We start from the raw sequence: 20,921 nt of genomic DNA on the forward strand, positions 1-20,921 counted from the left end.
TATTGTCAAATTGAGCTTGTCGAAATTTGTTTTCAAAAAACTACAAAACACAAAAAAGCCTGTTGAAATTCAACAGGCTTTTTAAATATAATTTAATAGCTAATTAATCAGCTAATACGATCGCTTTATTATCTTTCATTTCCAGCACGCCACCTTTAATAGGGTAGAAAAGTACATTGTTAGCTTCCTTTCTAAAAGCTGAAGGAAGACTTTTTAGCATTTCCGGAGTGGCTGCAGTTAAATCTATCTTCACTTCTCCTTCTACCAAAAGAGAAACAATTGCAGCATGATGATTTAACATCTGAAATTCGCCATCCATTCCTGGAACTCTAACTGACAAGACTTCGGCGCCAAATACAACTGCTTCTGGAGTAACTATTTCTAAATACATATTTTTTAGTATTGAGTATTGAGTATTGAGATGTGAGTTAAAGAATTATTTCTCAATACTAACATCTCAATGCTCACTACTATTTTACGATTCAGCCAACATTTTATCTCCAGCCTCGATAGCTTCTTCAATAGAACCTTTAAGGTTAAATGCAGCCTCTGGATATTTATCTAATTCCCCATCCATGATCATGTTAAATCCTTTGATGGTTTCTTTAATATCTACCAAAACTCCTTTTAGTCCAGTAAACTGTTCTGCAACGTGGAATGGCTGAGATAAGAAACGTTGTACACGTCTCGCTCTATATACCGCTTGCTTATCTTCTTCAGAAAGTTCTTCCATCCCAAGAATAGCAATGATATCCTGTAATTCTTTATAACGTTGTAACAATTCTTTAACTCGTTGTGCACAATTGTAATGCTCATCACCTAAAATTCCAGCAGTAAGAATTCTTGAAGTAGATTCCAAAGGATCTACTGCAGGATAAATACCAAGCTCTGCAATTTTACGAGAAAGTACTGTTGTAGCATCCAAGTGAGCAAAAGTTGTTGCTGGTGCTGGATCTGTTAAATCATCTGCAGGTACGTAAACCGCTTGTACAGATGTAATAGATCCATTTTTTGTTGAAGTAATACGTTCCTGCATCGCACCCATCTCTGTTGCTAATGTAGGTTGGTATCCTACCGCAGATGGCATACGTCCAAGAAGTGCAGATACTTCAGATCCCGCTTGTGTAAAACGGAAAATGTTATCTACGAAGAAAAGTACATCTTTCCCTTGTCCTTCTCCTGCTCCATCACGGAAATATTCAGCAATTGTAAGTCCAGAAAGTGCAACACGTGCACGTGCTCCCGGTGGCTCATTCATTTGTCCGAATACGAAAGTTGCCTTAGATTCTTTCAAAGAAGCTTTATCTACTTTCGAAAGATCCCATCCACCTTCTTCCATAGAGTGCATGAATTCATCTCCGTATTTAATAATACCAGATTCCAACATCTCTCTTAAAAGGTCATTTCCTTCACGAGTTCTTTCTCCAACTCCAGCAAATACTGAAAGTCCACCGTGACCTTTTGCAATATTGTTAATTAATTCCTGAATTAATACGGTTTTACCTACTCCGGCTCCACCAAATAAACCAATCTTACCACCTTTTGCATAAGGCTCGATTAGATCGATTACTTTAATTCCTGTATATAGTACTTCTGTAGATACAGATAAGTCTTCAAATTTTGGAGCCTCACGGTGAATTGGCATACCAGCTTCACCAGCTTTTGGCAAAACATCCAATCCATCGATAGGATCACCTATCACATTGAACAAACGCCCATAAACATCTTTTCCTACTGGCATTTGAATTGGAGCTCCTGTTGCAACAACTTCTACACCTCTACTTAATCCATCTGTAGAATCCATAGCTACAGTTCTTACTGTATTCTCACCAATATGTGATTGTACTTCAAGAACCAAAAGAGTACCATCCTTTTTGGTAATTTCTAGGGAATCGTAAATATTTGGCAAATCAGCGTTATCTGAGTTGAAAACTACATCAACTACAGGGCCTATAATTTGTGCAACTTTACCTGTGATTTTAGACATTATCTAATTCTTTATGTTTAATATTGAAATCTTTAAAATAAGTTGGATAAAATTGATTTTATCTAAACCTATTTTCAGGCTGCAAATATAGTTTTTTCTTTATAAAATCATATAGCCTAAGGCTCAACTTTTTCTCAACTTTTTTAAAATATTTAATTCTGAAGTAAAATCTTGAGAAAATAGCCTAAAAACAATGTTTTCAGGAAGTTGTCTTACAATATGAACTTAACAAAAAAAATCCCCTTTTCATTTAGAAAAGAGGATCTTAAAAATTATTTAATACTATAAATTACTCTACGGTAACAGACTTCGCCAAGTTTCTTGGTTGATCCACATTTTTACCAAGCATCACTGCAATATGATAAGAAAGCAATTGCATAGGAATGGTAGTTAATAAAGGAGTTAATGATTCTATAGTATCTGGAATTTCAATTACGTAATCTGCAATATCCCTCACTTCTTCATCACCTTCCGTAACTATTCCAATTATTTTTCCTTTTCTGGATTTAATTTCTTGAATATTACTAACAACCTTATCGTAATGACCCATTTTAGTGGCTATTACTACTACCGGCATTTGCTCATCTATCAATGCAATAGGTCCGTGCTTCATTTCTGCAGCAGGATAACCTTCAGCATGAATATAAGAGATCTCTTTTAACTTCAAGGCTCCTTCTAATGCAACCGGGAAATTATAACCTCTTCCTAAATAAAGACAATTTGTAGCTTCTTTATATTTAAAGGCGATATCCTTAATATGTTCATTAGTAGTTTCTAAAACTTTAGCGATTTTAGCAGGGATTGCTTCCAACTGCTGTAAATGATGTCTAAAATCTGTATCAGATATCGTTCCTCTATGTTTCGCTAATTTTAACGCCATTAAAGTAAGCACTGTAATTTGCGTAGTAAATGCTTTAGTTGAAGCAACACCTATTTCTGGTCCTGCATGAGTATAAGCTCCTGCATGAGTTTCTCTAGAGATTGAAGAGCCTACAACATTACATACTCCAAAAACGAAAGCACCTTTTTCCTTAGCTAACTTTATTGCTGCCATAGTATCTGCAGTTTCTCCACTCTGAGAAATAGCAATTACTACATCATTTTCATTGATAACAGGATTTCTGTATCTAAATTCTGAAGCATATTCTACTTCAACAGGGATTCTTGCAAGATCTTCAAATATATATTCTGCAACTAAACCTGCATGCCATGAGGTTCCACAAGCAACAATAAGAATTCTCTTTGCTTTTGAAATACGTTCAATATTGTCATCCACCCCGGCCATTCTAATGATACCCTCATTTACTAACATTCTACCTCTATAGGTGTCTGTAATAGCATTAGGCTGCTCATAGATCTCTTTTAGCATAAAATGCTCATAACCTCCTTTTTCGATCTGCTCTAAATTCAGTTGTAATTCCTGAATATATGGATCTACTAAAGAGTCATCCTGTATCTTTCTTACTTTAATTTCTTTACCAAGCCTTACTACAGCCATTTCTCCATCTTCAAGATAAATAGCATTATTTGTAAACTCTATAAAAGGAGAAGCATCAGAGGCAATAAAAAATTCATTTTCACCAATTCCAATGGCTAATGGACTACCTAATCTAGCAACCACAAGTTCATTGGGTTTTCTTTTATCAAAGACGGTAATTGCATAGGCTCCAACAGTTTGATTTAAGGCAATTTGAACCGCCTTCCCTAGCATAACATCTTCATTGATCATCACATCTTCAATAAGATTCACCAATACTTCCGTATCTGTATCAGATTGAAATGTGTAACCCCTCTTAATTAATTCTTTCTTAAGAGAAGAATAATTCTCTATGATCCCATTATGAATAATTACAAGATTCCCTGAATTAGAATAATGTGGATGTGAATTTACATCATTAGGAACCCCATGAGTTGCCCATCTTGTATGTCCTATACCAACATGACCACTAGTAGAAGTCGTAGCATTAAATTTTGCTTCAAGATCTGCTACTTTACCTTTAGTCTTACAAAGATTAAGTTCATTTCCATCAAATAATGCAATTCCCGCACTATCATAACCTCGATACTCTAATCTATGTAATCCTTTCAACACTATAGGGTAAGCTTCTCTATGCCCTATATAACCTACAATTCCGCACATATTCTAATTGTTTGTTTCTGTATAATAAATATTAAATTTTATTCTCTTATCCACATCAGGAGATAAATTCCCATGTAAGACAGTTCCTTTAGGCTCAATTACTGCCGCTCTTGGAACTCTTGTAATTTTATTATCAGTATCAATCGCTACCGGGGTTTTTAAAGCGGAGCTCGACACTAGATTAATGTTTTTTGTAACTACCAATCCTAATTTCACATTGGTAGAATCTTTGTTTAAAATATTCTTTACATGCTCTGTAATTCTTATTTTATAGCTCACTCCTGCACCGCTGTCATCCCTAACTAATCTACTAGAATGTGAGATTAGAGAGTTTAATGGATTTTCTGCACTTAAGCTAGGATCTACTAAGTAATCGAACAATTGTTCGTTAGTTTTTAAATTGTATAAATAAATTCTTTCTGGTTCAGAATCAACACTCTGCACTCTTTCCTGATCTACAAAAAAGGTTAAATTAGCTTCATTTATCAGCCAGTTTTTTGTTCTCAACTCTTCTAATTCCAATTCATCTTCGAATAATTCGATAACTGAAACTGTTCCCTCGCCTCCTTTTAAAAATAAATTCTTTGCTCCAATCTCTGCATTCGATTGAGAAATTTCTGAAGTTATTCCTTCTGGGAAATCCTGAGAAAACGTGTTCACCGTATTTGGCCCGAAACTCAATTTAAATGAAGAAGGTCGCGCTATCAAATCTGTAGTATCACCATCTTCATCAGAATCTGAAGAATCTTCTACTTGAGAAGTATAATAAACTGTTATTCCAGCGTCTGCATTAGCGAAGTTAAGCAACAGCATATTCCCTTTAGAATTTACTGGCTCTGCTTTAAAATAAAGCCCTCTTATAAAATTATTGAAGTTATTATTGTTAGAAAGTTCTAAAGAACCTTCCTTATTAATAATATTATCTTGAAAGAATTGTACTGGTAAATTAGCTCTAAGCCTTGGTGAAGCATTAATAGTATCAAGCTCACCTTGCTCATTAATTACTTCATAAACAACTCCTAGCTCTGATGGAACAAAATTTTCATTTGTATATAAAGGAGTTCCAATTAAACTATTCTCGAATGTTGATCCTTGGTTTGAATAGTATTTCTGAGCAGCTGCAAAATCGGCATCTGGATCGAAATTATTTAAGTAAAAATTAGATCTACTAACCGTTAATTTATAAGGAGAACTACCAAATAATGAATCTAACTGATAAGAAATATTTCCGTTTTCTAAGGTTTCTAACTCGGTACTAAAATATGGAAGAGTTAATACCACACTATCTACAACAGCTTGTGTTCCAAATTGTGGGTTGTTACTACTTAGAGATAATTGTGTTAAAACGTTCGCTACCTGTTGCCCATAAACTGGGTCATTATAAACTCCTAATAAATTTACAGGAAGCGCATTTGTTTGCACTGGTCCAAGCTTAGCGCTATAACCAGAAACTCCAGCCTCGTATGATGGGATGGAATCAAACTGACCAATAAGCCGGCCACCAATGGTATTATAATCGTTATCACATGAGGTAAATGCCAAAACCAACAGCAATGCTATTGGGGCTAGACGTGCTCTTTTCAAAAAAATCATTCGGTATAAATTACTTATTGTGATAAAACTTGAGTGTTGTAAAAATCTTGATAAGCCGTAGAAAATTCCTCAGGAGTTTTATAATCCAAAACTGGTTTTTCTAATTTCTTTAGGTATTTTGATAATTCTGCTGGAATATCATCTCCACCAATTATTACTGCATCAGAGTTATCTATTGCAGTTTTCATCAAATTAACATACGTTGGTTTTTTCAAATGCTTAACATTCTCTGTCTCCAACCCATCAAAAAGAATTTTCTTATGCATACTTGTATCTAACGACTCATCGAAACTTTGATTGTACACAGAGGTAACAATTTTTGCGCCAGAAAATAATGGCTCGTTTCCGTAGTAGTTTCTTAGATACAGCGGCAATAATGAAGACAACCATCCATGAACGTGGATTATATCTGGAGACCAGTTTAATTTCTTAACTGTTTCTATAACTCCTTTTGCAAAGAAAATTGCTCGCTCATCATTGTCTGGAAATAAATTCCCTTCCTCATCTGTAAGTGTTGCTTTTCTTTTGAAATAATCCTCGTTATCTATAAAATAAACCTGCATTCTCTCTTTTGGAATAGATGCAACTTTAATAATCAATGGCATATCCAAATCATCAATCACCAAATTCATCCCAGACAATCTAATCACTTCATGCAACTGATGCCTTCTCTCGTTGATGTTGCCATAACGTGGCATAAAAATCCTGATTTGACCTCCTAAACCATTTACCATTCTAGCAGCTTCAAAAGACATAGATGATATATCGGTTTCGGGCAAGTAAGGTATAACTTCAGATGATACGTATAATATCCTCTTATCTTTCATAAATATTTTGCTTTTGCGAATAAAAAACACGCAAAATTACGAAATTTTATGCAGTTTGCCAGTAATATATTAAGTTTGCACGCTGTTAATTTTATAATAAAATGCAGATTATTAAAGAGAAAGCGACCTTAACAGAGGTTATTTCTAAATTAAAATTTGAAGATTCCAGCGTCGGCTTCGTGCCTACAATGGGCGCATTGCATGATGGGCACTTGTCTTTAGTTAGACAAGCAGCTGCCGTTTGCGATGTGGTTGTAGTGAGTGTTTTTATTAATCCTACCCAGTTCGATAACGCTGAAGATCTCGATAATTACCCTCGAACTCTAGATTCTGACACTCAAAAATTAGCAGAATTGAACCTAAATCTAATTATTTTCACTCCAACTGCTGCCGAGCTTTACAATGATAAAGTGATTTCTGAACATTTTCAATTTGACGGTTTGGAATATGAAATGGAAGGAAAATATAGAAACGGACATTTTGACGGAGTTGGAACGGTAGTGAAAAAGCTTTTTGAAATTGTAAAGCCCGACAAGGCTTTTTTTGGCGAAAAGGATTATCAACAACTACAAATAATTAAAAAACTTGTTCAGCATCACGATCTTCCCGTAGAAGTAATTGGTTGCCCTATATATCGGGAAAGCAACGGTTTAGCAAGGAGCTCTAGAAATGAACGACTAAGTACAGAAATTCGAAATAAAGCTTCTTTTATTCATGAAACGCTTTTAAAAGCTAAAAATAAATTTGGCATAGAAAGTGTAAATCAGATAACAAATTGGGTAGAAAATGAATTTAAAGCTAACCCATATTTTAAATTAGAATATTTTGAAATTGCAGATAGTGAGACTTTAAAGCCAATATCAAATAAAATTATCAATCAAAAAGTTCGCGCCTTTATCGCGGTATATTCGGAAGACATTAGGCTTATAGATAATATAGCCTTAAATTATTAAATAAATTATATGTTGATTCACGTAGTAAAATCTAAAATCCATCGCGTAAAATGCACGGGCGCCGATCTTAATTATATTGGGAGTATTACCATAGATCAAGATCTTATGGATGCTGCTAACATTATTGAAGGCGAAAAAGTTCAAATTGTAAATAATAATAATGGAGAGCGTATAGAAACTTACGCAATCCCTGGTCCTAGGAATTCTGGAGAGATAACTCTTAACGGTGCCGCAGCGAGAAGAGTTGCAAAAGGAGATATACTTATTCTTATTACATATGCCATTATGGAGTTAGAGGAAGCTAAATCTTTTAAGCCCGCCTTGGTTTTCCCTAATGAAGAAAACAATCTTTTAAATTAATTCTTGAAGAAAACCACCATCAAAATTTTAAAGATCATACTCCCGCTTTTGCTGGGAGTTTTTTTGATCTGGTTTTCAATTAGAAATTCCACTCCTGTAGAAAGGGAAGAGCTTTTAGATAATATTAAATCGGCGAACCCAATTTTTATAATGATCTCCTTGATATGTGGCTTATTATCGCATCTTTCAAGAGCGTATAGATGGAAATTTCTGCTCGAACCATTAGGCTATAAGCCAAAATTCGCAAACAGTTTTATGGCGGTTATGGTTGCTTACCTTGCAAATTTTGGGATTCCAAGATCTGGGGAAGTACTAAGAGGAGTCACTATTTCTAGTTATGAAAATGTGCCTTTTGAAAAAGCTTTTGGAACAATTATTTCTGAAAGGATTGCCGATTTCATGATGCTATTACTGGTAATAGCAGCTGCAATGATCCTCCAAACAGAAAATTTACTTGCGTATTTTGAAGACAACAACATCAATCCGTTTTTCACGATTGCTATTCTCTTAGGCCTTTTAGCCATTGGGGTCTTTGTTTTAAAGTTGATTAGAAATTCTAAAATTAAGATCTTCAAAAAAATTAAAAAATTCGCTAAAGGTCTCCTAGAAGGAATGCGAAGCATCCTTAAAATGAAGCAAAAAGGAGCCTTTATATTTCATACACTTTTCATTTGGCTCATGTACATTTGCATGTTCTATGCCCTAATATTTACAGTGCCTGAAACTTCAAACCTTTCCTTTGGAGTAGTATTATTAGCTTTTGTAGTGGGTTCCTTTGCAATTTCTGCCACCAATGGTGGAATTGGAGTATATCCCATAGCAATTGGAGCAAGTCTCATGCTTTTTGGAATTAGCAAACAAGGGGGAGAAGCTTTTGGTTGGATCACCTGGGGAACACAAACTTTACTTATTATAATTGTAGGAGGATTATCTTTCTTATTTCTTCCCATTTATAACCGTAAAAAATAAAATCCTATATTGTGGCTGACAATTTAAACTTAATGTATGCACAAAAAACTACTTTTAATTTGTCTGTTAATTGCCCCTAACCTATTTACAGCACAAACTGTTTACAAATCCTTAACCTCTTTAAAACTAGGCGAAGAAAGAGAATTAAAAATTCAACTCCCTAGAAATTACGAGAAAAATAAGGAAAAATCTTATCCCGTACTCATAGTTTTAGATGGTGACTATTTATTCGAACCAGTTGCCGGAAATGTAGATTTCTATTCATATTGGGAAGATATTCCTGAGATGATTGTTGTAGGAATTAATCAAAGCGATACTAGAGATTCAGATGCGTTTTATGACAGCGAACGATTTCTCCCTTCAGAAAATGGCGCGAAATTTTTTGAATTTATAGGTATGGAATTAATGACCTATTTAGACTCTCAATACCGGACAGCTCCGTTTCGAGTTATAATGGGACATGACTACACCTCTAATTTCATTAATTATTATTTGCTTAAAGAAAACCCTCTTTTTCAAGGATATATTAATATAAGCCCCGATCTAGCACCAGAAATGGCGAATAGAGTTGCAGCAGCCTTAACAAAATCTGAAAGTAAGATCTGGTATTACCTTGCCACTGCTGAAGAGGATATCCCATCGTTAAAAGAGGATATTTTGAGTTTCGACAACCAGTTAAAAATTATAGAAAATAAAAATCTAAAATATAATTTCGATAATTTCCCAAAAGGTTCTCATTATACCTTAGCTGGAAATGCCATTCCAAAAGCTATAGAACAAATCTTCGAGGTATACGGACCTATTTCTATTTTCGATTATAATAGAACCCTTCTACAAACTTCCGTTTCTTCTTATGACTACTTAGTTGAAAAATATGAGACTATCCAGACCTTATTTCATGTTAATAAACAAATTAGACTAAACGATTTTATGGCAGTTTATAATGCCATAGAAAAAACTGAAAAATGGGAAGAATTACATGATCTCTCCAAACTTGCAGAAAAGCATTATCCTAAAACTATGCTAGCTACTTATTTTGAAGCTCGATTTGAGGAAGAAACGGGAAGCCCCAAGAAAGCCATGCGGAGTTATCAAAAAGGCTATGGACAAGAACCTATTTCTTTTTTAACAACAGATTTTATGCTTGATAAAGCAGACAAAATCAAGCAAGATTTCGGATATTAACCGCTTCTAAGCAAAGATCAAATTTTCATTTCAATTGAATTATGGCAAAGGTAAAAACCACATTTTATTGTCAGAATTGTGGCACTCAACATTCTAAATGGCAGGGACAATGTTCTGCCTGTAAAGAGTGGAATACACTGGTAGAAGAAGTAATTCAAACTCCAGATAAAATAGACTGGAAATCTCCAACTGTTAGGGAAGCTAAAAAGGTTTCTAAACCTTTAAAAATCGCAGAGATCGAAGTTTCTTCAGAAATAAGATTAGATACCAATAATGCTGAATTGAATAGGGTTCTAGGTGGAGGAATTGTTCCCGGATCTCTTACTTTATTAGGAGGAGAACCAGGTATTGGGAAAAGTACTTTGTTACTACAGATCTCCCTTCATTTAAGCCATAAGACTTTATATGTTTCGGGAGAAGAAAGTCAGCAGCAAATTAAAATGCGTGCAGAACGAATTAACCCCAATCCTGCTAATTGTTATATTCTCACAGAAACCAAAACCCAGAATATATTTAAGCAAATTGAGGCTTTACAACCGGAAATAGTAATTGTAGATTCTATCCAGACCCTTCATAGCGATTATATAGAAAGTTCACCGGGTAGCATATCTCAAGTTCGGGAATGTACTGCAGAACTAATAAAATTTGCCAAAGAAACTGGAGTGCCTGTAATTTTAATTGGACATATAACCAAAGAAGGAAGCATTGCTGGCCCAAAAGTATTGGAACACATGGTAGATACTGTTTTACAGTTTGAAGGCGACAGAAACCATGTCTATAGAATTTTAAGAGCCAATAAAAATAGATTTGGATCTACTCATGAATTAGGGATCTATGAAATGTTGGGTAGCGGATTGAGGGAAGTCTCCAATCCCTCAGAAATTTTGATCTCTAAAAATGATGAAGGCTTAAGTGGAACGGCAATTTCTGCCACTTTAGAAGGCATGCGCCCTTTAATGATCGAAATACAAGCATTAGTAAGCTCTGCGGTATATGGAACCCCTCAGCGTTCTACTACGGGTTACAATTCTAAACGATTAAATATGCTTCTTGCGGTGTTGGAAAAACGTGCTGGATTTAGATTAGGAGCAAAAGATGTTTTCCTCAATGTTACCGGAGGAATTAGTGTAGACGATCCTGCGATAGATCTTGCAGTTATTGCAGCTATACTCTCATCTAATGAAGATATTGCCATTCCTAAAGATATTTGCTTTGCTGCTGAAATTGGATTGGCGGGCGAAATAAGACCGGTGCCAAGAGCAGAACAACGTATCTTGGAAGCAGAAAAACTAGGTTTTTCCAGTATTATGATCTCTACTCAAACTAAACTTCCTAAAGCAAACTATGCTATTAAAATCCAAAAAGTAGCGAAAATTGAAGATGTGGTTAGCTATTTATTTGAATAACATGGCATAATTACTGCTCTTCAAAGTTCGAAAAATTGATATAATGCATAGTAGATTTTTTTGGCTTCTTTTACTAATTCTTATTTTAGAAGGCTGTTCTGAAATTAATAAAGCCAAAGATTTAATAAATAAGCCATCTGCCCAAGAGTTCTATAAAAGAGAGTTAAATATAAATGATGATTTATATAAAATCTGGGAGATAGAAAAAATTAAAGCAATAGAGAATAACAGTGTTTTTATTAATTTGCCCTACCGTGAATCTGGCAAGTTTTTCCCGAAAAGTTTTTCAGTTTATTCTTATCTAATGGACCTACATAGGGGAGATTTACTTTCCATAAAAATTAAGCAAGATTCTACCTCATCTCTTACGTTTATAGATGTTTACTCGAAGGAGGACTCAATTTTTAAAAATATTAAAGCTTCAGAGTTTGGAGAACAGTTTATGCAATTGGAAGTTGAAGAAGACAATTCTTATAAAATTGTTATTCAGCCGGAAATTGAAGCTGGTTCATTTTTTAATATTGAAATAAATAGGTCTCCAGTATATCTTTTCCCAGTTTCCGGCGGCAAGAATAGGGATGCCCAAAGTTTTTGGGGTGCTCAACGAGATGGAGGAAAAAGATCACATGAAGGAATTGATATTTTTGCCAAACGCGGGACACCGGTAATTGCAAGTGTGGATGGAAGGATCACTTCTAGCGGCGAGAAAGGTTTGGGAGGAAAACAAGTTTGGTTGCGAGATACCAAAAGAGGTCAATCTTTATATTATGCACATTTAGATAGTATAGCGCCAATAATAAATTATCAGGTTAAGGCTGGAGACACACTTGGTTATGTCGGAAATACTGGAAATGCTAGAACCACTGCACCGCATTTACATTTCGGTATTTATCAAGGTTATAATGGTGCAATTAATCCTTACCATTTTATAAAGCAAAATGAATATAAGGTTCCTGTAGAAAGTTCATTTTATCCCAAGGCCCAATTGGCAGTGGTTAATAACGTCGCAAATTTGCGCAACTCCAGTTCATTGAAAAATTCAAAAATTATTCAAAAACTTTCCGCAGGTGATACAGTAAATATTTTAGGAAAAACCGAAGAATGGTTTCATATTAAAACCTCAAGTTCTAAGAATTCATCTTTTCTTCATTCTTCTCTGGCTAGTCCAATAAATTAGGGAGCAGGATTGGGAATTTGTTCGTGCACCTCATTTATTTCCTGAATTATTTTTTCTGAAAGTTCTATATCTATACTCCCAATATTTTCTTTTAATTGATCTAAAGTAGTTGCCCCAATAATATTACTGGTAACAAACGGCTGCATATTTACAAAAGCTAAGGCCATTTGTGCTGGTTTTAGTTGATGATCTGTTGCTATCTTCACATATCTTTCGATAGCTTTTATTGCCTGGGCATTTCCATATCTACTGTACTGAGGGAATAAGGTTAATCTTCCTTTTGCATTTTTATCCTTTAAATATTTCCCGCTAAGTGAACCCATTCCTAAAGGGGAATAAGGAAATAAACCAACATCTTCCCGATGATAAATTTCAGTTAAACCTATTTCATCTTTCCTATTAAGTAAACTATAAGGGTTTTGAACTGTGCTTATTTTTGGCGCACCATTTCTCGCTTCTTCCAAGCATCGCATCACTCCATAAGGAGATTCATTGGAGAGTCCGATCTTTCTGATTTTACCATCTCTCACAAACTCGTTTAAATTGAAGAGGATCTCTTTAAAATTATCTTCCCATTCTTCAGTTGGATCATTTACAAATCCTCTTTTTCCGAAAAAATTAGAATTTCGTTCTGGCCAGTGTAATTGATAAAGATCTATATAATCTGTCTGTAATCGCTTCAAACTTTTAGAAAGTGCATCATTCATCGCAGCCTTAGAAAAACCTAGATTAGGCCTTATATGAGCCACTGCTTTCCCTGGACCAGCTATTTTTGTTGCGAGTACTACATCTTCCCTTCTTCCTGAATTCTTAAACCAAGTCCCAATGATCCTCTCTGTACTTCCCTGAGTGTCTTTATTTGCAGGAGTGGAGTACATCTCTGCAGTATCTATGAAATTTACACCCTGCTCCAAAGCATAATCTATTTGCTCATGACCTTCTTTTTCGGTGTTCTGTTCACCCCAAGTCATGGAGCCTAAACATATTTTGCTGACTTTAATATTGGAATTTGGGAGGCTCGTATATTTCATTATAAAAGTTTAAAGTTTAATTGAAGAAGATTCAGGAATTTTAGTTTGCGTAAATAGATTCAATTTCTAATAATACAGGACAATGATCGCTATGCATTGCATCTGGAAGTATCACAGCACGTTTAAGCTTCTCTTCCATAGGCTTTGATACCAAATTATAATCTATGCGCCAACCTTTATTATTTTCCCTAGCATTAGCCCTATAACTCCACCAACTATATTGATCTACTGCTTCTTTATTAAAATGCCTGAAAGAATCTATAAAACCACTTTGCATAAATCCATCTATCCATTCTCTTTCTACAGGTAAAAATCCTGAAGTATTTTTTAACCTCACAGGATCATGTATGTCTATAGCTTCATGGCAAATATTATAATCTCCACAAATAATTAAATTTGGGATTTGCGTTTTTAAATTATCTATATATTCTTGAAAACCGGCCATGAATTGAAGTTTGAACTCCAATCTATTAATATTAGTTCCTGAAGGCAGGTATAAACTCATTACAGAAAATCCATCAAAATCTGCTCGGATGTTTCTTCCTTCAAAATCCATATAATCTATTCCTGTACCATATTCTACATGCTTTGGTTTATGCTTACTCAAAATCGCAACACCGCTATATCCTTTCTTTTGTGCTGGATACCAATAATTATATTTATAACCAGCATTTTCAAAAACACTTAGATCCAATTGATCTGGGGAGGCTTTAATTTCTTGTAGACAAACAACATCGGGGTTCGCGGCAGAAAGCCATTCTATAAATCCCTTTCTAATTGCTGCTCGAATTCCGTTAACGTTATAGGATATTATTTTCATGAATTTTAAAATTTCTCAAAAAGTAGGAATAGCAAATACTCTCAATTATTTTGAAGATAGAATTAATGTGATTTTAAACTAGAATAGCTGTTGAATTATTTAACCAGAAATCGTTTTACAATACCAACATCCCGAGTTCCAATTCTTAATAGATAAACACCACTTGCTGCGTAAGACATATCTATTTCATATAAATATCCTTGCCCATTTGTGTTATCAACTTGATTTTCGATCAATTTCTGACCTAATAAATTATGAATTGTAATCCGTAATGGTTGGTTAAATTGAGTTTCTAGGAATACTCTGTAAACACCATCTTTTGCTTCCGGATTTTGTTCAATGATCTCAAGACTTGCTTCATTCAGAAGAAAATCATCGATATTTAAATCAGAATCTGTAATTCTTACTGTATAATCGTGAGTAGTACCAAAGTCCATCACGCTACAAGGATTGTTTAAATCTCCTCCAAAAGAAGTATCACCTGCGCGAACTCTTAATAAATGCTGTCCCAAAGGAGCATCCTTTGGTAATGTAAAATCGAATGAAAAAGCAGTATTAGCAGCTGCAAGATTCTGGGCCGAGATCAAAATTTCAGAATCATCGAAAGCCCCATTATCGTTTAGATCTATCCACATAGAAAATTTTTCGTCTTGCGGATTATCAAAAAGTGTTTTTACTGTAACCGTATAGGTACCGGTTGAGCGATCTAGATCGGTAGAGAAACCTATAAAATCTGCATAGCCATTTGTACATGGAATACGCTCATTTAAAATATCACCAAGCTGAAAATAGGAAATCCCGTCTCCAAAACTAGCACAGTCGGAACCGACAGGAATGCAATTTAAATTTGCAACAGATTTTGTTTTAGAATCGTTGGTGTTGTCTTGATCTCCCTCTAACCTAGTTTCTGCGAACATTAGATATCTACCAGAAGTAGAGAGGTTGGCTGTTTGAGAAAAAGTATAAACGGCATTTTCTCCAACTGGTATAGTTTCAGGAAACACCTCATTAATTTTACGGTTATTTCCAATTCTATAAGCTACAGGAATATTAGATTGTGGTTCTCCCCCAAAATTCTCAATTGTAACGGTAACCGGTTCTGAAGCCGATAAATTGAGCCCTGTTCTTGGAGAGTCTATGGAAGTGATACCAACATCCTTCGCAAATAGATTCTTTACTTCTATAGTAAGAGAATCATTATTTTCATTCTCATCTATATCTAAATTTGTAGAAGCCACAAACGTATAGTTTTGACCAATAGTACCAAGGTTAGCATTTGTAGAGAATGTAAAATCTACAGAGCTAGTTCCAGGAATAGTACCTGTAAAAGTTTCCGTTATAACAGTTCCTCCATCTACTGAATAACTAACGGGAATATTTGTTTGTGAGCTAATTCCGAAATTTCTAATAGTCACAGTTACTACTTCCGAGGAAGTTAAAGTAGCATTGGTAGGCGTTACTAAAGCTATAATACCCACGTCGTTTGTGAAATCTGGAGCAAGTTTAAAAACTCCCACTCTGTTCTTTCTATCTGGACCATCAAAATATTCTCCATTATGCCAAAAAGTTAGATCATCTGCAGGATCTACTGTTAAGTGAGCATAATCTCCATATCTAGAGGAAGGATCGGCACTAATCCCATTTATTATAACCTCTTCCTTAACGGTCATTTCACCTTTAGGGTCGTTGTTAAATCTACCTGTATATCTAATAGAAGGATAAATAGGTGTTTCCGGACTATCGTCTAAAACAGTAAAACCTAAACCTATGTTTCCGTTTTTATCCATTCCAATACTTCCAGAATATCTATCGCTTTTATCTGGTGCATATGTTCCTTCTTGATATACCGACCATGGACCGCCTTCAGAAGGTTGCCTAAGTTCATACCAACGAATCCCTGCATGTTCCGCTGCGGTGGCATCTATGTCTACAGCAAAATTCATAACTGCCGTATTATACGTTGGAAATCGTCTATACTGAGTCATGTACATCATCGTAGCCTGCAAAACATCCAAATCTGGAGCATTTCCAGGCTGCGCGAGATTAGAAAATGCACCGCCATCAAAAGTGGCTATAAATGGAGATACTCCATTATTAGTACCTAGTTCCTGAGATTCAGCAATTGTAGAATTTTCTGGAGTATTCCAATCTATATTAATATTCCAAAGTTTTAAATGATCTTCAGAAACACCAGCCCAGGCATCATCTTGTAAAAAAATAATTGGTGAATTTCCTCTAGGCGGCATTTCCCCACCCATAGCATGAAATCCAGCAGGGCTATAAAAACCATTCGTTCTTACGCCTGGCAGTGGGAAGGATACTACTTTAGCGCTTTCTCCAATTAACATTTTATCGCGTTCAAAAACATAAACCACTTGACTAGTACTGGCTGAATTCGAATTTTTATTAGTAGTTACATAATATCCATCACTCCAAACCGAAATTTTTGGATAATCTGGCAAAGCCCCATTTGTAGGAAATCTGTAAGTATCCCAACCTCCATTCACGGGGTCTGATGTTTGTGAAACTGCAACTAAAAAACTTTCTGGTGTATCGCTAAATTGAGTGATCAAAAATCGATCTGCAAATTCATCATAAACAATTATTGGATCTCCTAAATTTTCATTGGTAAATTCTCCGCCAATGCTTGAAAGTGCTGCTGGAGGAACAATTTGATTTCCGTTTTTATCGAATATAGAGAATGCAGAATTATAACCATTCACATAATGATTTGGTCCTGCAGCTCCCGTAGGGTCTGTGGGTGTAGCTCTTGTTATCGCAGCATCAAAAGATAAAATTGGAGTTTTGGCAGGCAATTTTCCCATTTTAGATTGAAGCGCAGCATCTTGCGTTTTTGGTAAGCCTTTACCAGGAACTACTGTATTAATTCCTCTATTTCTTGGATTCACCAATTTATATTGGGTTGAAGGTGCCTTCATTTTTCTAGCAGACACTGCAGATACTGGAATTGCCGTGGCAGAATCTATATAAACCGGCCCAGATGTTTCTCTTTTTTGCGCTGAAACTTGCAGTGAAAATAGAAGAATGAAAAAAGTGAAATATTGTATAGTTTTAATCATATTATGGTTCCAGGAAAGCTTCTTGTTATTTCTAACATTAAAAATAGTCATTTATAAAAATAAAATAAATAAAAGAGGCAATTAATATATTAATTGCCTCTTTTATTTATAAAATATAAACGTGTAAAATTCACTAATCTTTCATCCAGTGCTTAAAATCTACCTCAGCATTTATTAGTTTAGGTAATTCTGAGATCGCAACACGTTTTTGTTCCATAGTATCTCTGTATCTTACAGTTACAGAATTATCTTCTAAAGAATCATGATCTACAGTAATACATAGAGGCGTTCCAGCAGCATCTTGTCTTCTATATCTTCTTCCAATAGCATCTTTCTCGTCATATTGAACTTTAAAATCCCATTTAAGGTCATCTATTATTTTTTGAGCCATCTCTGGTAAACCGTCTTTTTTAACAAGTGGTAAAATAGCAGCTTTGGTAGGCGCTAAAATTGCTGGTAATTTTAATACCGTTCTTGTAGAACCATCTTCTAAAGTTTCTTCTTTTAATGATGAAGAAAGCACAGATAGGAACATTCTATCTAAACCTATAGATGTTTCTATTACATAAGGCACATAATTCTCATTTAATTCCGGATCGAAAAATCTAAGTTTTTTACCCGAAAATTCTTCATGTGCTTTAAGATCGAAATCTGTTCTAGAATGAATTCCTTCCAATTCCTTAAATCCAAATGGGAAATCGAATTCAATATCTGCTGCCGCATTAGCATAATGCGCTAATTTTTCGTGATCGTGAAACCTATAATTTTCTTGTCCTAAATTCAAGGAATAATGCCATTTAATACGCTGCTCTTTCCAGTGCTCATACCATTTCATCTCATCTCCTGGACGTACAAAAAATTGCATTTCCATTTGTTCGAATTCTCGCATTCTAAAGATAAATTGTCTTGCAACAATTTCATTTCTGAAAGCTTTTCCTATTTGAGCGATCCCAAATGGAATTTTCATTCTTCCCGTTTTCTGAACATTAGCAAAATTCACGAAGATCCCTTGAGCTGTTTCTGGCCTTAGGTAAAGGTCTGTAGAAGTTTCTGCTGAAGCTCCCATTTTGGTTCCAAACATCAAATTGAACTGACGCACTTCTGTCCAGTTTCGGGAACCCGTATCTGGATCTGCGATCTCTAATTCTTCAATTAAAGCCTTTACATCATCCAAATCTTCATCGGTCAAAGATTTAGCTAAACGCTCAAGAATTCTTTTTCTATCTGCCAAATATCCAACAACCCTAGGATTGGTAGTAACAAACTCTTCTTCATTAAAAGCCTCGCCAAAACGTTTTTTAGCTTTAGTAATTTCTTTTAATGCTTTAATGTTCAATTTTTCGGCATAATCTTCTACCAAAACATCTGCACGATATCTTTTTTTAGAGTCCTTATTGTCTATTAAAGGATCTGTAAATGCATCTACGTGACCAGAAGCTTTCCAAGTTTTTGGGTGCATTAAGATGGCAGAGTCTATTCCAACTATATTCTGATGCAGTTGCACCATACTTTTCCACCAGTAATCTTTAATGTTCTTTTTTAGTTCAGCTCCATTCTGACCATAGTCATAAACAGCACTTAAACCATCGTATATTTCACTAGACGCGAAAATATATCCATACTCTTTAGCATGGGAAACCACGTTTTTAAATAAATCTTCTTGTTTTGCCATAGCGCAAAAATAAAAAAACCGCCTTGATTAATCTCAAGGCGGTTTATATAATTTGTTATTTTATTAATTAAGGTTGAAAGATGAAGTACCAATTAGCTGAGCACCTTCGTAAACATAAACCTTATATGAACCATCTATTAATTTATCTCCTTGAGTTTTTGAAAGTATACATACATCCAATTCTTCCTTTTCGTAAAAAACTGTAGAAGTTGCACTATACATCATTACTCCACCTTCATGTTTTACAGCAATTTGATCTCCTACCAACTCATTATCTGGATTATAAACCTGTACATACATGGTTTTTTCTCCAGAAGGAGCAAGATCGTTAGAACTAATTGTGAAACAGGTTCTTATTTGATCTATTCTACGTGTCTTATCATTCTCTACTAATTTCCCGCTATTCCTCACTATTACTCCTTCACCTTTAAGAGAAGTAATCTTTAATTGTGAGGCTTTATCTACTTTAGTAGAAAGGCTTTGGTTATTAACTTGTAATGAATCTGATAAACGAACTTTTTGAGCCAATACTGTATTAGTACTATCTATAGTCATTGCCATCATTCGAGTTTGATTACTTAAACTATCTACCACTCTAAATAACCTATCTTTTTCACTCTTTAAAGCTCCGATCTCTCGTCTATATCTAGAGATCAACACAAGATTTGCTTCAGAATCTTTTACAGAATCTAACAATCTAGAAATACGCTCTCTTGCATTTACCATATCCTGGTCCATTACTTCGTTGGTTGCAATAGCTTCATCATATTTTACGATAAGATCATTCAGCTCATCTTCAATAACAGTTTTTTCCTTTTGAAGTATCGCCTTATTCTCTTTTTCTTCGTTATAAAATTTAACCGTATAAATACCTAGCGCCACTAGGGCAACGGCCAAAATTCCCGTTAAAATCTTAAGGGCCGTATTACTTTTTGTTTCGGTCATCATAAATGTGATTTAGTTTGTAAATTAATGGTTTAATTAGCGAAATTACAATACATTAACTAATGTTTCAAGATTTAATCAATATATTTTATCCTAATATTTGCCAAATATGCGATACTGAATTGCATAAGAATCAAAATATTCTGTGCACCAGATGCGTAAATGAACTTCCTATTACCAATTTCCATTTAGATAACGATAATCCTGTATTAAAAGTATTTTATGGACGAGTACCTATAGAAAATGCTACTTCCCTTTTAGCATTCAAGAAAAAAGGTAGCGTTCAGAAACTAATACATCGATTAAAATATAGAGGGCATCAAGAAATTGGTGCTTATTTAGGTGCTTGGACAGGAGCAGAAATAGTAAAATCAGATTCATTTAAAAATATAGATCTTGTAATTCCTGTGCCGCTACATAAAAAGAAACTTAAAGCGAGAGGTTTTAATCAGGTGGAAAAATTCGGAAAAGAGATCGCTTCAGCATTAAAAATAGATTATGAAGATGATGTGCTATTAAAAACTTCTTTCTCTAATACCCAAACTCTTAAAACCAGGTTTGCCAGATGGGGAAATATTGAAGAAAGTTTTGTACTGGTTAATTCAGAAAAAATTAAAAATAAACACATTTTACTTGTGGACGATCTAATTACTACTGGCGCCACTTTGGAAGCTTGCGCAGATGTTCTCTTGGAAGCCGAAAATGTAAAGATTAGCATCGCTACTATGGCTTTTACAGCATGATTAAAACAAAAAATAATTGTTTCTTTGTTTAAA

General features: G+C 34.8%; 17 protein-coding genes. 7 read left to right on the forward strand and 10 right to left on the reverse strand.

Annotation, left to right across the window (positions count from 1 at the left end):
• Window positions 1-103: 103 nt before the first annotated feature.
• From BC962_RS00875 to BC962_RS00895, 5 genes are all read right to left on the reverse strand, one after another.
• Window positions 104-391: a FoF1 ATP synthase subunit delta/epsilon gene (locus BC962_RS00875; RefSeq protein ID WP_121344052.1), complete on the reverse strand. Its 288-nt coding sequence runs from the start codon at window positions 389-391 to the stop codon at window positions 104-106.
• Window positions 392-475: 84 nt separating this feature from the next.
• Window positions 476-1,987 carry a F0F1 ATP synthase subunit beta gene (gene atpD / locus BC962_RS00880; protein WP_121344053.1) on the reverse strand — a complete coding sequence of 504 codons (1,512 nt, stop codon included), beginning with the start codon at window positions 1,985-1,987 and terminating at the stop codon, window positions 476-478.
• Window positions 1,988-2,276: 289 nt separating this feature from the next.
• Window positions 2,277-4,127: a glutamine--fructose-6-phosphate transaminase (isomerizing) gene (gene glmS, locus BC962_RS00885; RefSeq protein ID WP_121344054.1), complete on the reverse strand. Its 1,851-nt coding sequence runs from the start codon at window positions 4,125-4,127 to the stop codon at window positions 2,277-2,279.
• 3 nt (window positions 4,128-4,130) lie between these two features.
• Window positions 4,131-5,720 carry a DUF4270 domain-containing protein gene (locus BC962_RS00890; protein WP_121344055.1) on the reverse strand — a complete coding sequence of 530 codons (1,590 nt, stop codon included), beginning with the start codon at window positions 5,718-5,720 and terminating at the stop codon, window positions 4,131-4,133.
• 14 nt (window positions 5,721-5,734) lie between these two features.
• Window positions 5,735-6,547: a glycogen/starch synthase gene (locus BC962_RS00895; RefSeq protein ID WP_121344056.1), complete on the reverse strand. Its 813-nt coding sequence runs from the start codon at window positions 6,545-6,547 to the stop codon at window positions 5,735-5,737.
• Between the two features lie 101 nt (window positions 6,548-6,648).
• Between BC962_RS00895 and panC the strand changes: the two genes are divergently transcribed.
• From panC to BC962_RS00925, 6 genes are read left to right on the forward strand one after another with little or no spacing between them, the layout of a single operon-like run.
• Window positions 6,649-7,500, forward strand: coding sequence for a pantoate--beta-alanine ligase (gene panC, locus BC962_RS00900; RefSeq protein ID WP_121344057.1), 852 nt, complete (start codon window positions 6,649-6,651; stop codon window positions 7,498-7,500).
• Between the two features lie 9 nt (window positions 7,501-7,509).
• On the forward strand, window positions 7,510-7,860 hold the full coding sequence (gene panD / locus BC962_RS00905) for an aspartate 1-decarboxylase (protein WP_010227529.1): 351 nt from the start codon (window positions 7,510-7,512) through the stop codon (window positions 7,858-7,860).
• Between the two features lie 3 nt (window positions 7,861-7,863).
• On the forward strand, window positions 7,864-8,829 hold the full coding sequence (locus tag BC962_RS00910) for a lysylphosphatidylglycerol synthase transmembrane domain-containing protein (protein WP_121344058.1): 966 nt from the start codon (window positions 7,864-7,866) through the stop codon (window positions 8,827-8,829).
• 36 nt (window positions 8,830-8,865) lie between these two features.
• A complete protein-coding gene (locus BC962_RS00915) occupies window positions 8,866-10,014 on the forward strand; it encodes an alpha/beta hydrolase (RefSeq protein ID WP_121344059.1) in 1,149 nt (382 codons plus the stop codon).
• A gap of 41 nt (window positions 10,015-10,055) precedes the next feature.
• Complete coding sequence (gene radA, locus BC962_RS00920) at window positions 10,056-11,420, forward strand: DNA repair protein RadA (RefSeq protein WP_121344060.1); 1,365 nt, start codon at window positions 10,056-10,058, stop codon at window positions 11,418-11,420.
• A gap of 43 nt (window positions 11,421-11,463) precedes the next feature.
• Window positions 11,464-12,597: a M23 family metallopeptidase gene (locus BC962_RS00925; RefSeq protein ID WP_121344061.1), complete on the forward strand. Its 1,134-nt coding sequence runs from the start codon at window positions 11,464-11,466 to the stop codon at window positions 12,595-12,597.
• On the opposite strand, the gene BC962_RS00930 is transcribed toward BC962_RS00925, so the two are convergent.
• From BC962_RS00930 to BC962_RS00950, 5 genes are all read right to left on the reverse strand, one after another.
• Window positions 12,594-13,628, reverse strand: a complete 1,035-nt coding sequence (locus BC962_RS00930) for an aldo/keto reductase (RefSeq protein ID WP_121344062.1) — start codon at window positions 13,626-13,628, stop codon at window positions 12,594-12,596. The two genes, BC962_RS00925 and BC962_RS00930, sit on opposite strands and share 4 nt — an antisense overlap.
• A gap of 40 nt (window positions 13,629-13,668) precedes the next feature.
• Window positions 13,669-14,448 carry an exodeoxyribonuclease III gene (locus tag BC962_RS00935; RefSeq protein WP_121344063.1) on the reverse strand — a complete coding sequence of 260 codons (780 nt, stop codon included), beginning with the start codon at window positions 14,446-14,448 and terminating at the stop codon, window positions 13,669-13,671.
• Between the two features lie 95 nt (window positions 14,449-14,543).
• A complete protein-coding gene (locus BC962_RS00940) occupies window positions 14,544-17,528 on the reverse strand; it encodes a GEVED domain-containing protein (RefSeq protein WP_121344904.1) in 2,985 nt (994 codons plus the stop codon).
• 133 nt (window positions 17,529-17,661) lie between these two features.
• The gene (locus tag BC962_RS00945) at window positions 17,662-19,200 is read right to left on the reverse strand and encodes a glycine--tRNA ligase (protein WP_121344064.1); all 1,539 of its coding nucleotides are present in this window, start codon (window positions 19,198-19,200) and stop codon (window positions 17,662-17,664) included.
• Between the two features lie 63 nt (window positions 19,201-19,263).
• Complete coding sequence (locus BC962_RS00950; RefSeq protein ID WP_245983950.1) at window positions 19,264-20,148, reverse strand: hypothetical protein; 885 nt, start codon at window positions 20,146-20,148, stop codon at window positions 19,264-19,266.
• Between the two features lie 59 nt (window positions 20,149-20,207).
• Between BC962_RS00950 and BC962_RS00955 the strand changes: the two genes are divergently transcribed.
• Complete coding sequence (locus BC962_RS00955; protein ID WP_121344066.1) at window positions 20,208-20,888, forward strand: ComF family protein; 681 nt, start codon at window positions 20,208-20,210, stop codon at window positions 20,886-20,888.
• Window positions 20,889-20,921: the final 33 nt, after the last annotated feature.

Source organism: Gillisia mitskevichiae (genome assembly GCF_003634585.1).
Taxonomy (GTDB): Bacteria; Bacteroidota; Bacteroidia; order Flavobacteriales; family Flavobacteriaceae; genus Gillisia; species Gillisia mitskevichiae.

Coding starts and splice junctions, on each gene's coding strand:
- BC962_RS00875 (WP_121344052.1), bottom strand. CDS start 391: ATGTATTTAGAAATAGTTACTCCAGAAGCAGTTGTATTTGGCGCCGAA.
- atpD (WP_121344053.1), bottom strand. CDS start 1,987: ATGTCTAAAATCACAGGTAAAGTTGCACAAATTATAGGCCCTGTAGTT.
- glmS (WP_121344054.1), bottom strand. CDS start 4,127: ATGTGCGGAATTGTAGGTTATATAGGGCATAGAGAAGCTTACCCTATA.
- BC962_RS00890 (WP_121344055.1), bottom strand. CDS start 5,720: ATGATTTTTTTGAAAAGAGCACGTCTAGCCCCAATAGCATTGCTGTTG.
- BC962_RS00895 (WP_121344056.1), bottom strand. CDS start 6,547: ATGAAAGATAAGAGGATATTATACGTATCATCTGAAGTTATACCTTAC.
- panC (WP_121344057.1), top strand. CDS start 6,649: ATGCAGATTATTAAAGAGAAAGCGACCTTAACAGAGGTTATTTCTAAA.
- panD (WP_010227529.1), top strand. CDS start 7,510: ATGTTGATTCACGTAGTAAAATCTAAAATCCATCGCGTAAAATGCACG.
- BC962_RS00915 (WP_121344059.1), top strand. CDS start 8,866: ATGCACAAAAAACTACTTTTAATTTGTCTGTTAATTGCCCCTAACCTA.
- radA (WP_121344060.1), top strand. CDS start 10,056: ATGGCAAAGGTAAAAACCACATTTTATTGTCAGAATTGTGGCACTCAA.
- BC962_RS00925 (WP_121344061.1), top strand. CDS start 11,464: ATGCATAGTAGATTTTTTTGGCTTCTTTTACTAATTCTTATTTTAGAA.
- BC962_RS00930 (WP_121344062.1), bottom strand. CDS start 13,628: ATGAAATATACGAGCCTCCCAAATTCCAATATTAAAGTCAGCAAAATA.
- BC962_RS00935 (WP_121344063.1), bottom strand. CDS start 14,448: ATGAAAATAATATCCTATAACGTTAACGGAATTCGAGCAGCAATTAGA.
- BC962_RS00940 (WP_121344904.1), bottom strand. CDS start 17,528: ATGATTAAAACTATACAATATTTCACTTTTTTCATTCTTCTATTTTCA.
- BC962_RS00945 (WP_121344064.1), bottom strand. CDS start 19,200: ATGGCAAAACAAGAAGATTTATTTAAAAACGTGGTTTCCCATGCTAAA.
- BC962_RS00950 (WP_245983950.1), bottom strand. CDS start 20,148: ATGATGACCGAAACAAAAAGTAATACGGCCCTTAAGATTTTAACGGGA.
- BC962_RS00955 (WP_121344066.1), top strand. CDS start 20,208: ATGTTTCAAGATTTAATCAATATATTTTATCCTAATATTTGCCAAATA.